Annotated in this window: 6 protein-coding genes and 1 pseudogene; 3 read left to right on the top strand and 4 right to left on the bottom strand. The window is 72.5% G+C overall.

Annotated features, from left to right (window positions below; genetic code table 11):
- Window positions 1-27 precede the first annotated feature (27 nt).
- Together ACIBW9_RS40865 and ACIBW9_RS40860 are read left to right on the top strand one after the other, a co-directional pair.
- On the top strand, window positions 28-5,298 hold the full coding sequence (locus ACIBW9_RS40865) for an amino acid adenylation domain-containing protein (RefSeq protein WP_398963422.1): 5,271 nt from the start codon (window positions 28-30) through the stop codon (window positions 5,296-5,298).
- Between the two features lie 55 nt (window positions 5,299-5,353).
- Entirely contained in the window at window positions 5,354-6,751 is a 1,398-nt protein-coding gene (locus ACIBW9_RS40860) for a condensation domain-containing protein (RefSeq protein WP_398963419.1), read from the top strand.
- Window positions 6,752-6,783: 32 nt separating this feature from the next.
- Here the strand turns inward: ACIBW9_RS40860 and ACIBW9_RS40855 are convergent, their stop codons facing one another.
- Window positions 6,784-8,010 (bottom strand): cytochrome P450, encoded by a 1,227-nt coding sequence (locus ACIBW9_RS40855; protein WP_398963416.1) that lies wholly within the window; start codon window positions 8,008-8,010, stop codon window positions 6,784-6,786.
- Window positions 8,011-8,377: 367 nt separating this feature from the next.
- On the opposite strand from ACIBW9_RS40855, the pseudogene ACIBW9_RS40850 reads away from it, so the two are divergent.
- Window positions 8,378-8,842: pseudogene (locus ACIBW9_RS40850) on the top strand (hypothetical protein); the annotation flags it as partial.
- Between the two features lie 8 nt (window positions 8,843-8,850).
- Here the strand turns inward: ACIBW9_RS40850 and ACIBW9_RS40845 are convergent.
- The 3 genes from ACIBW9_RS40845 to ACIBW9_RS40835 form a co-directional block, all read right to left on the bottom strand.
- Entirely contained in the window at window positions 8,851-9,693 is an 843-nt protein-coding gene (locus ACIBW9_RS40845) for a DUF4097 family beta strand repeat-containing protein (RefSeq protein WP_398963414.1), read from the bottom strand.
- Between the two features lie 89 nt (window positions 9,694-9,782).
- Window positions 9,783-10,301 (bottom strand): hypothetical protein, encoded by a 519-nt coding sequence (locus ACIBW9_RS40840; RefSeq protein WP_398963413.1) that lies wholly within the window; start codon window positions 10,299-10,301, stop codon window positions 9,783-9,785.
- A gap of 229 nt (window positions 10,302-10,530) precedes the next feature.
- Window positions 10,531-12,108, bottom strand: coding sequence for an acyl-CoA carboxylase subunit beta (locus ACIBW9_RS40835; protein ID WP_398963410.1), 1,578 nt, complete (start codon window positions 12,106-12,108; stop codon window positions 10,531-10,533).
- Window positions 12,109-12,364 lie beyond the last annotated feature (256 nt).

Below are 12,364 nucleotides of genomic sequence, written 5' to 3'. Positions count from 1 at the left end.
CGTAGGACCTTTGCCAGGAGGGCAACCGTGCACACTCACGTCCGTCCCGTCGGCGGCACACTGGTCGGCATCCTGCGCGACCGGGCGGACGCCACTCCGCACCGCACCGCCCTGGAGTTCGTGCTCGACGACGGCAGCGAACACGCTGTCGGCTACGCGGCGTTGGACCGCCGGGTGCGCGCGGTCGCCGCCGCGCTCACCGAACGCGGCCTGCGCGGGGAGCGCGTCCTGCTGCTCTTCCCGCCGGGCGAGGACTATGTGACCGCCTTCCTCGGCTGCCTGTACGCAGGCGCCGTCGCCGTGCCCGTGTACGTGCCGACCGGTCGACGCGGCCTGTCCGCGGTGCTGGCCACCGGTGCGGACGCGGGCGCCGTGCTCGCGCTGAGCAGCCGGGAGGTGACGGAGGCGATAGCGGCCTCCTATCCGGAGCTGACCACGTCCGGTCTGATCGAGTGGCTGATCACCGAGGACATCCCGGACGCGGCGGCCGACGACTGGGCGGGCACGGGCCCGGCGCCGGACGACCTGGCGTTCCTGCAGTACACGTCCGGCTCCACCGGAACGCCCAAGGGCGTGATGGTGCGCCACGACAACCTGGTGCACAACTCGGCGTCCATCAGCACCGCTCTGGGCGTCGGACCGGACAGCCGGGGCGTGAGCTGGCTGCCGCCGTACCATGACATGGGACTGATCGGCGGCATCCTGCAGCCCCTCTACGCGGGTTTCCCCTGCACCCTGATCTCCCCCATGGGGTTCATGCGCAGCCCGTACCGCTGGCTGGACGCGATCAGCAGGCACCGGGCGACGGTGTCGGCGGCGCCCGACTTCGCGTACGGCGAGTGCGTGCGCCGCATTCCCGAGGACAAGCGTGCCGAACTCGACCTGAGCAGTTGGCAGCACGCCATGGTGGGAGCCGAGCCGGTGCGGCCCGCGACACTGGACGCCTTCGCCCGCGCCTTCGCCGACAGCGGATTCGACCGGTCGGCCTTCCACCCCTGCTACGGGCTCGCCGAGGCGACGCTGTTCGTCACCGGTGGCGCGCCCGAGCGGGGGGAGCCCCGGGTGCTGCGCGCCGACCGCCGCGAACTGGAGCTGGGTCAGGCCGCGCTGGCCTCCTCGGGCGAAGCGGCCGCGGCGGTGCTGACCGGCTGCGGCCGCTCGCGCAGCGAGGACGTCGTCGTGGTGGCGGACCCGGCCGAGGGGCGCGTGTGCCTGCCCGGCGAGACCGGCGAGGTGTGGGTGAGCGGCCCGACCGTCACCGGCGGCTACTGGAACAAGCCGGAGCTGACACAGGAGGTCTTCCACGCCACGCTGGACTGCCACCCGGGCCGGCACTTCCTGCGCACCGGCGACCTCGGTTTCGCCCTGGACGGGGAGCTGTTCGTCACCGGCCGCGCCAAGGACCTCCTGGTGGTGCGTGGCCGCAACCACTACCCGCAGGACATCGAGCAGAGCGCCGAGCACGCCCACCCGATGCTGCAGCCCACCCGGGCCGCGGTGTTCTCGTACGACGACGGCACCGAGGAACGGGCCGTCCTGGTCCACGAGGTGGTGCGCGGCTTCGACGCCGAGCAGGCGCCCGCCGTGATCGGCGCGGTGCGCAAGGCGGTGGCGGTCGAACACGGGCTGTCCCTGCACGAGGTGGTGCTGGTGCGGCCGGGAGCCATCCCGCGCACCACGAGCGGCAAGATCCGCCGCAGTACCTGCCGCGAGCGGTGGCTGGCCGGCGCCCTGGAGACCGTCGCGACCGGCGGCGCGGACGCGGCGGCGGCCGGGGACGGCGCGGAGGCGGCCCCGGTGTCACCGGCGGTCGCGGAGGCGGTCGCTCTCGCCCTCGACCTGTCCGCCGAGCAGGTGTCGCCGCGCGTCCCGCTGGTGGTCATGGGCCTGGATTCACTGGGGGCGGTGCGGCTCGCCGACGCGGTGCGCGAACGCTTCGGGGTGCTCGTGTCCCCCACCGAGCTGCTCGACGGGCTGACCGTGGCCGGTCTCAGCGCGCTGATCGGCGCCGAGGGCGAAGACGCCGGGGTCGCCGATCGAGCCGTGTCCGCCGGTCAGGACGCCGCCGGTACCGCGGCGGACGTCCCCGGCGCCGGCAGCACCGGCGTCACGCCCGCGAGCCGCGCGCAGGAGTGGATGTGGCTCCTGAACGCCATGGGCGGCGGCCCGGCCTACCACGTGGCGGGCGGCATCGACCTGCACGGCCCCGTCGACCCGGAGCTGCTGCGTGCGAGCCTTGAGGACCTGGTGGCGCGCCACCCCGCGCTGCACTGCGGCTTCACCTCCGACGCCGACGGCACGCTGCTGCGCATCCCGCTCGCGCCGCGCCGCTTCGAGCTGCCGGTGGTGGAGCGGACGTCGGACCGGGACGCGCGTGACATGGCGGCCGACCTCGCCGGCGCGGCGTTCGACCTGACGGCGGGGCCGCTGCTGAGGGCGGTCCTCGTGCGGGCCTCGGCGACCGCGTGGACGCTGGCGCTGGCCGCCCACCACATCGCCGTGGACGGCTGGTCGCTCGGCCTGCTGCTGCGCGAGCTGGGGGTCTGCTACCGCGAACGCCTCGCGGGACGCACCCCGTCCCGTGACGTCGTCGAGGCTGCCGCACCGCACGCCGGCGACGACGCGGCGGCCACCGAGTTCTGGCAGCAGACCCTGGCCGGGGCGCAGGCGGTGGCGCTGCCGCTGGACGCCACCGCGCACCCGGACGCCTTCCGCGGCGCCGCCCTGCCCTTCGCGCTGCCGGCACCCCTGGTGGCCCGGCTCAAGCGCTACGGGGCGATGCGCCGCTCCACCCTGTTCATGGTGGTCCTCACCGGGCTGTCCGCCGTGCTGAGCAGATGGACCGGACAGCAGGACCTGGTGGTCGGCGCCGTCGCGGCCGGCCGCCACCGCCCCGGCACCAGCGACCGGATAGGGCTGCTCGTCAACACACTGCCGCTGCGCGTCGACGCCTCCGGCGCCCCCGCCTTCGGCGAGCTCCTGTCCCGGGTCCGCTCCTCGTGCCTGGCCGCCTACGCACACCAGGACATCCCCCTGGAGGAGATCGTCCGGCTGGCCGGCACGGACCGTGCCGACGGGCGGGCCCCGCTGGTGCGGGTGGCGCTCGCGCTGCAGAACCTGCCGCTGGCACCCTGGCAGTCCGGCGAGGTACGCGCCGAACCCTTCGAACTGCCCGCGCCGGGCGCCCAGTTCGAACTGTCGCTGCATCTGACGGAGGAGAGCGACGGCAGCCTGACGGGCCACGCCGTGTACGCCGCCGACCTGCTGTCCGCACCGAGCGCGCGCCGCCTCCTGGAGGCGCTGGCACTGACCCTCGAAGCCGTGCCGGGGCCGGTGGGCGCGGCGGCGACGGACCTGCCGACGCTGCAGTCGGCCGAACTCACCCGAGTGGTAGAGGAGTTCAGCGGCTCGGGCGTCCCGCTCGAGGACGGTCTGGTGCACACCGCCGTCGAGCGGCAGGCCCGGCTCACCCCCGACGCACCGGCCGTCGTGTGGGACGGCGGCGAGCTGTCGTACGCCGCTCTGGACGCCCGCGCGAACCGGTTGGCCCGACGGCTGCGCGCCCTCGGCACGGCCCCCGACCAGGTGGTGGCGGTACACCTGCCGCGCTCGCCCGAACTGGTCATCGCACTCCTCGCGGTCGTCAAGGCGGGCGGCGCCTATCTGCCGCTCGACCCGGACCATCCGCGCCCCCGGCTCGCCCTGCAGCTCGCGGACGTGCGCCCGTCCCTCCTCGTCACCTCGCGCGAGGCCGCGCACGGCGGCGCGGGCGAACTCGCCGCGGGTCAGCCCGGACTGACGGTCGTCGAGGTCGACGACCCCGCCCTGGACGGTCTCGCGGACGGCCCTCTCGACGAGGTGGCGCGGCCGGAGAACCTGCTGTACGTCCTGCACACCTCCGGGACGACGGGCACTCCCAAGGGCGCGATGAACCAGCACGCCGGGGTGGCCAACCGGATGGCCTGGATGCAGGCGATGTACCCGCTGTCGGCCGGGGAACGTGTGCTGCACAAGACGCCCATCGGGTTCGACGTGTCCGGCTGGGAGATCTGGTGGCCGCTGCGCTCCGGCGCGACGATCGCGCTGGCCCGGCCCGGGGGCCATCTGGACCCCGGCCATCTGGTGCGGTCCGTCGTCGACCACGGTGTGACGACCTGCCACTTCGTGCCGTCCATGCTGCGCGCCTTCCTCGAGGAACCCGCGGCCGCCACGGCCGCGAGCGTCCTTCGGCGAGTGGTCTGCAGCGGCGAGGCGCTGCCGCCGGACGTGGCGGACCGCTTCCACCGGCTGCTGCCGGGAGTGGAGCTGCACAACCTGTACGGTCCGACCGAGGCCGCCATCGACGTCACCGCGCAGCCGGTCCGGCCCGGCGTGACCGACCGGCCGCGGCTCTCGATCGGACGCCCGGTGCCCGGGGTCCGCCTGTACGTGCTCGACGAGCGCGGCAACCCCCAGCCCGTGGGCGTCCCCGGCGAGTTGTGCATCGGCGGCCTCCAGGTGGCGCGCGGCTACTTCGGCCGGCCCGCGCTGACGGCGGCTTCCTTCGTCCCCGACCCGTTCGGCTCCGGCGGCCGGCTGTACCGCACCGGTGACCGGGCGGCCTGGACCGAGGAGGGCGCTCTCGACTACCTCGGCCGCATCGACCACCAGGTCAAGATCCGCGGGCAGCGGGTGGAGCCCGGCGAGTCGGAGGCGCTGCTGGCCCGGCACCCGGCCGTCGGCAGCGCCGCCGTCGTGCCCCGCCGGCGAGACGGCGAGACGTACCTGGCCGCCTACCTGGTGGCTGTGGGCGGTGCCGAACGGCCGACGCCGGCGCAGCTGCGGGAGCATCTTGCGGGCAGCCTGCCGCCGGCGATGGTCCCGACGGCGTACGTGTGGCTGGACGCACTGCCGACGAGCGCCAACGGGAAGCTGGACCGCGACGCGCTGCCGGAGCCGGTCGAGGACCTCTCGACGGGCGAGTACGTGGCGCCTCGCAACGCGGCCGAGCAGCGGGTCGCCGAGACGTGGTGCGAAGTCCTGGGCCTTCAGGAGATCTCGGTGACCACGGACTTCTTCGTGCTCGGCGGACACTCGCTGCAGGCGACCCGGATCGCGCTGCGACTGCGCGAGGCGTTCGGGGTGGCGTTCTCCGTCAGTGACCTGCTGAGCGGGGTGCCGACGGTTGAGCAGACCGCCCGGCTGTTGACGGAACGCCAGGTGGAGCAGAGCGATCCGGACCACGTGGCCCGCCTTCTCGACGAGCTGTCCGGTCTGTCGGACGCCGAAGTGGCGGCCCTGCTCCGGGAGGAGGGCTGAGCGAGCCGACGTCTTCCACGCACCGATGTCCACGTACGAAGGGAAACACCGGCCCATGGCCGCGACGCTCAAGGACGACTTCGCCGAGCGGGCCCGCCTGGAGGCGCGGCTGCTCGGCCGGCGCAGGGGCGGCACACCGCTGCCACTGCTGGACCGCCCGGCCGAAACCCCGTGGCGGTTCGCCGCCTCGCTCGGCCAGGAGGGCATGTGGGCCTCACTGGCATCGACGCCCCGCCAGCCACTCATCGTCGGCGGACTGAGGGTGTCGGGGCCGCTGGACACCGGGGCGCTGCGCGAGGCGTGGCGGGCTGTCGCGGAGCGGCACGAGACGCTGCGCAGTGCCTACCGCATGGTGGACGGCGCGCTCACCCAGGTGGTGTCACCGAGCGCGGACCCGCTCGTGGAGAGTGCCGACGCGGACGAGACGCGGGTCGCCTCCGTCGCGGACGACGAACTGGCCCGGCCCTTCGACTTCGACCGGGGCCCGGCGGCCCGGCTGCGCGTGCTGCGGCGCGCGCCCGGCGACCACCTGGTGGTCGTCTGCCTGCACCACATGATCGGCGACGCGCGCGCCCTCGAGGTGGTCACCGCCGAGCTCACGGCGCACTACGCCGCCGCCGTCGCCGGCGCCGGGCCGCAGCTGCCCGGGCTGCCGGTCCAGTACGCGGATTTCGCGCAGTGGCACCGGGACCGGGTCGAGGGCGAGCACGGCGCGCGTACCGTCGCGTACTGGGTGGAGCGCCTCGCCGGGGCGCAGCCCGCGGTACTGCCGTGCGACCGGGCGGGCGCGCCCGCGAGCTCCCCGGACATCGCGGGCCGTACCCGGTCCTTCCCGCTGTCGTCCGACACCTTCGTCCACCTGCGCGAGGTGGCGGCCCGCCACCGCACGACCTTCTACGTGGTCGGGCTCGCCGCCTTCCAGATCCTGCTGGCGCGGCGGTCGGGCGAGCGCGACATCTGTGTACGAGCCCCTGTCTCCTACCGCGACCGCAGCGACGTGCACGACCTGGTCGCCGACTTCTCCAACGACGTGGTGGTGCGCGCCGATCTGTCGGGCCGTACGACGCTCGGCGAGAGCGTGGAACAGGTGCGGGCGAGCACGGCGCGCGACTTCGCCCACCACGACGTGCCCCCGCACCTGGTGGCCGCGCACATGGCCGACCGGGGTTTGCTGGAGCGGCTGTTCCACGTGCAGTTCACCGCGGAACGCGAGCACGACGTCAGCGCGGTCCAGCGGCTCGGCCCGATGAGCGCCGAGCCGTTCTCCCCCACGGCCACCACCGTCGCGCGCCCGCTCAGCGTCCGCCTGCGCCACGACGACGCGAGCGCCCGCGTGATCGTCGCGTACCGCTCGGGCCTCTTCTCCGACGAGCGGATCACGGAGCTGGTCGGCGAGTACGTCGCCCTGTTCGAGGAGTTGGCGCTGCACCCGGAGCGCCCGGCGGTCCCGTGACCCGGGAGGCCGGGCGCTGCCGCACCGGGTGTCTACGGGGCCGTTTCCGTCCAGGTGACCGGCAGTTCGTGCACGCCATAGATGTTCATGTTGGTCCTGAGCCTCACTTCATCGGCGGGAACGGCGAGTTCGAGGGTCGGGAAGCGCCGCAGCAGCCCGGTGAAGCCGGCCCGCATCTCGATGCGGGCCAGTTGGCTGCCGAGGCACTGATGGACGCCGTGGCCGAAGGCCAGCTGACCGCGGGCCTTGCGGTGGATGTCCAGGGTGTCGGGGTTGTCGAAGCGCTGGGGGTCGTGGTTGGCGGCCAGCAGGGAGACGACGACGGTCGATCCCTTGCCGATCGTTTCGCCGCCCAGCTCGATGTCCTCTGTGGCGTAGCGGTAGAAGATGTCGGCGACGGACAGGTAGCGCATGAGTTCTTCGACGGCGTTGGGCATCAGATCCGGGTCGGCGCGGAGTTCGGCCGTCTGCTCGGGGTGCTCCAGGAGCGCGAACGTGCCCAGCCCCAGCATGTTGGCGGTGGTCTCGTGGCCCGCGAGCAGCATCAGGAAGGCGATGCCGGTCAGTTCCTCGATGGTGAGTTCGTCACGGCGGGCCAGGTCGGACAGGATGTCTTCGTCGGGGGCGGCGCGTTTGCGCGTGACCAGTTCGGCGAGGTACGTGGTCAGGCCGGTGTACGCGGCCATCTTCTCGTCGAGCGCCACGTCCTTTTCCATGAACTTGGCTGTGTTGGCCTGGAAACTCTCCCGGTCCGCGTAGGGGACACCGAGCAGTTCGCAGATCACCAGCGAGGGCACCGGCAGCGCGAACTCCTTGACCAGGTCGACCGGCGGGGTCAGGCGCGCCATCTCGTCCAGTTGCCGCTCGGCGATGTCGATGATGTGCTCCTCCAGCTGTTTCAACCGTTTGACGGTGAAGGCGCCGGTGAGCATGCGCCGCAGCCGGGTGTGGTCCGGCGGGTCCATGCTGATGAACAGGCCCGGAATCTGCGGGGACGGTTCGGTGGCGGTGGGCATGCCGGGGATCTCGTACGGGACGTGGAGAACGCCGATGTCCTGTCGGGAGCTGAACCGGGTGTCGGCCATGAGCCGGCGGACCGCGTCGTAACCGGTGACCAGCCAGCCCTCGTGACCGTCGGGGAAGACCAAGGGGCTGACGGGGCGGGCCTCGCGCAGCCGGGAGATGTCGCGGGGCGGGTCGAAGGGGCCAGCGTCGCGCTCCATGGGGAGGCCGTGGGGGACGAGAGGCATCTGGCTCATCGGGTTTCCTTTCCTGGGTGGGGCCGGGCAGCTCCCCGAGCAGCTCCGTGTCCGGCACCGTTCCGTTCCATGGCTCCAGCATGGCACACGTCTGGTGTCATTACGAGCCATTGTGCGCCATGTATGAGCCATGACGAGGCCATCTCTCTGCACTGCCCGAAAGATGCAGGCCCATACGGGACTTGGCCCCAGACATGAAGGTGAATGAGCGCCCACACCGAGTCGCCGACCTGCGCCTTCACGATCCCCGCGCACCTCGTAACCCTTGAGTGGCAAGGAATGGCGTCACTACCGACTCCACAGCGCGCCATTAATGTGCCATGATGGCACCACATTTCATCGGAATGAGTCAGCAGGGGGGCGGATCATGGAGACAGCACGCGGCCGGCAGCAGGCAGCAGAAGGCGCCTGCGCCGCCTTCGCCCGCTTCGTGCTCTGCGGCGGCGGGTTGGGGCTCGCCTCCAGCTTCGCCGTGGCAGCCCTCGCCTGGTGGATTCCCTGGGCCCTGGCCAACGCCGTGATCACCGTGGCCTCCACGCTCCTGGCCACCGAACTGCACGCCCGCTTCACCTTCGGCGCGGGCGGACACGCCACCTGGCGCCAGCATGTGCAGTCGGCCGGGTCCGCGACGGCCGCGTATGCGGTGACCTGCGTGGCGATGTTCACCCTGCAGCTGCTGGTGGCGGCGCCCGGTGCGGTGCTCGAGCAGATCGTCTACCTGTCCGCCTCCGCACTCGCCGGTGTCGCACGGTTCGCGGTGCTGCGCCTCGTCGTCTTCGGGCGGAACCGCTCGCAGGCCGCGGCCCACGCCTCGGTCCCGGCCGGCCCCGCGACCGGTGTTCAGACCTTGGCCCGGCGGATGTCGATGTTGCCGTGGCGGGTGCGGGCCCGGACCTCGACGGTGTCCTCGGTCTTCTCCGGGGTGTCGGAGGTGCTGAGCGTGTTGCGTACCTGGCCGGAGCCCGAGCTGACGTCGAGCCAGGCGGCCGTGCCCTGGCGGACGCCGACCTCGATGGCGCCGTAGGCGGTCTCCAGCTGGACTCTGCCGCGGGCCACATCACCCACGCGCAGGGTGCCGTGCGCGGTGGTGGCGGTCACCGAGGCCTCGGCGCGCTCGATGCTGATGTCGCCGTTGGCACCGCTGACCCGCAGCTCGCCGGTGACGGCGCCGACGGTCGTGGTGCCATGGGAGTTCTTCAGCACGGCGGGGCCGTCCACCAGGCCGACGCGCAGGCTGCCGGAGCTGGTGGTGATCTCGGCCGGCCCTTCGGCACGGTCCACGGTGATCGAGCCGTGCGACGCGGTCAGGTGCAGCGGGCCGGCCGTATCGAGGCGCACATCACCCGATGAGGTCTTCACCCGGACCTCGCCGAGCCGGCCCACGCCGAACACCTGGGTCCAGGCACCGGTCATGTCGATGCGCGAGCCGACGGGCAGGTCGACGGTCACATCGACGACGCCGGGACGGCCGAACAGGCTGGACTTCGGGGTCCTGACGGTCAGCACACCGCCCGCGCAGGTGACCTCGGTCTGCTCGGCCGTGCGCACGTCCCGGTCCTTCTTCGGGTCACGCGGCCGCACCTCGACGACCGTGTCGGCCCGCTCGCCCGCGGTGAACTGGATGGAACCGGCGTCCACACGCGCGGTGACCGAGATCGCTCCGGGGGTGTCGAAAGAAGGCATGGCTGTCCCGTCCTCATGAGTCTTCGGGACGTCCCCGCTGGTGGGACGTGAGGTGGTGTGGGCGAAGTGGAGCGGGTACGGGCGCGTGGCTAGCGCACCCAGCCCGTGAAGCTCTGTCCGACGGCCGGGGCTCTCTCCGGCGTACGCGGCCGGGCACCGCCCTCGACCGCGGCCGACACCGCCCGCACCAGCCAGGCGTTGACCGACAGGCCCTCACGGCTCGCGGCCTGTTCGGCACGCGCCTTGAGATGGGCCGGCAGGCGCAGGTTGACGCGGGCGGTGCCACCCTCGTCGCCGTCTGCCGGGACCGGGGTCCTGAACGGCTCGGCGGGCCCGGCCGGCTCCACGACGGCGCCGCCGTCGGTGGGCGGTGGCGTCACCACGAAGTCGGGGTCCAGCCCGCGCAGCCGTACGTCGACCGAACCGGGCGCGAGCTCGCGGGTGATCTCGTCCATCGCGGCGGAGAGCACGTTGAGCAGCGTCAGCCGGGTCGCCGACTCCAGGGGGGCGGTGAGCCGCTCGGCCAGCTCACGGGAGGCTTCCCCGCCGGACTCGGCGGCCACCGCGAGTTCGCGGCGGAGATTGTCGACATACGGCGTGAGGTCCATGATGTCATCATGGCGGCGTCATGGCGCCATGCGCAAGTCTTCATGGCGCCTCAGGGTGGCGGCTCCGATGGGTCACCATCCTACCTGCGAAAACACCGAGAGAGCAGTCTGCGGCAGGGCGGCGGCGTGCGCGCTCAAGCATCCACGGAAGCGCGGATCGGCGCCGGATGGCACCAGGTGGCGCCACGTAGTGCCATCCGGGGGTGCGGCCCTGCGCGGGGCCCGCGTGTCACTGGGGCTGGTTCCCGTGCTTGCGGGAGGGTCGTGCCACGTACTTGGTGCGCAGCACGGCAAGCGCGTCGATCAACCGGACGCGGGTCTCCGCGGGGTCGATGACATCGTCCACCAGGCCGCGTTCGGCGGCGTAGTACGGGTGCATGAGCTGGTCCCGGTACTCCTTGATGTGCTGCTTGCGGGCCGACTCGGGATCGGCCGCGGCCGCGATCTCGCGCCGGAAGACGACGTTCGCGGCGCCCTCCGCCCCCATCACCGCGATCTCGTTGCCGGGCCAGGCCAGCGACACGTCAGAACCGATGGAGCGCGAGTCCATGACGATGTACGCGCCGCCGTAGGCCTTGCGCAGGATCACCTGGACACGGGGAACCGTCGCGTTGCAGTACGCGTAGAGGAGTTTCGCGCCGTGCCGGATGATGCCGCCGTGCTCCTGGTCGACGCCGGGCAGGAATCCCGGCACGTCCACCAGCGTCACGAGCGGGATGTTGAAGGAGTCGCACATCTGTACGAAGCGGGCCGCCTTCTCGCTGCCCTTGATGTCGAGGACCCCGGCGAGCGAGGCGGGCTGGTTGGCGACGATGCCGACGACATGGCCGTCCAGCCGGGCCAGGGCGCACACCACGTTGGGCGCCCAGGCCTCGTGCACCTCGAAGAAGTCGCCGGCGTCGACCAGTTCCTCCACGACCTCGCGCACGTCGTACGCGCGCTTGTCGTCGGACGGCACCACGTCGCGCAGGGCCGGGGTGAGCCGGTCGGGCCGGTCGGCACAGGGTTCCGACGGCGGCAGCTCACGGTTGTTGGCGGGCAGGAAGGACAGCAGGTAGCGGACGTCGGTGAGGCAGCTCTCCTCGTCGTCGTAGGCGAATCCGGCGACTCCGGAGAGACGGGAGTGGGCGTCGGCGCCGCCCAGGTCGTCGTGGCTGATCTGCTCTCCGGTGACGGCCTTCACCACGTCCGGCCCCGTGATGAACATCTGCGAGGTGCCGCGCACCATGAACACGAAGTCGGTCAGCGCCGGGGAGTAGGCCGCTCCGCCCGCACACGGACCCATCATGACGCTGATCTGCGGGATCACCCCGGAGTTGCGCACGTTGCGCTGGAAGATCCCGCCGTATCCGGCGAGCGCGGTCACCCCTTCCTGGATGCGCGCCCCGGCGCCGTCGCACAGGCCCACGATCGGGGCACCGGCCGTGGCGGCCATGTCCATGATCTTGTGGATCTTCTCGGCGTGCGCCTCACCGAGGGAGCCGCCGAAGATCCTGAAGTCATGGGCGTAGGCGAAGACGGTACGGCCGAACACCCGGCCCCAGCCGGTGACCACGCCGTCGGTGTAGGGGCGCCTGTCCTCCAGGCCGAAGCCGCTCGCCCGGTGCCGGCGCAGGCCCTCGACCTCCGTGAACCGGCCGTCGTCGAAAAGGAGTTGGAGCCGCTCCCGGGCCGTGAGCTTGCCCTTGGCGTGCTGGGCCTCGGTGGCCTTGTCGCTGGGCCCTCGGCGCATGGCGTCCCGGGTGGCCCCGAGTTCGGCGACCGTGCCGCGCTGCGTCCCGACCGGCGTGTCGTCCAGTGCGGTCATGGGTTTTCCCTTCCGGCCGTCGTGATGAACCAGCGGCCAGCTTCTGCCACCGCGCTAGAAGCGGGTTGGAGCGCTGCATGACGACGGCTGCGGCGGCGCCGGCTCCCCAGCGCCCCGCGAGCGTCCGTCAAGCAAGGGAGGCGATGCTCTCGTGTCGTGAGCTCCGATGCGACGGCCATGAGCCTGCACGGAGCCCCCGCATCGCCCGCCGGCGCCCACACCATCCCCCGAGGGCACCGGCGGGCCTCCGGCGTGC

It is taken from the genome of Streptomyces sp. NPDC049541 (assembly GCF_044465725.1).
Taxonomy (GTDB): Bacteria; Actinomycetota; Actinomycetes; order Streptomycetales; family Streptomycetaceae; genus Streptomyces.
The sequence above is the reverse complement of the archived record's forward strand: the minus strand, read 5'-3'. Positions and strand labels throughout refer to the sequence as shown.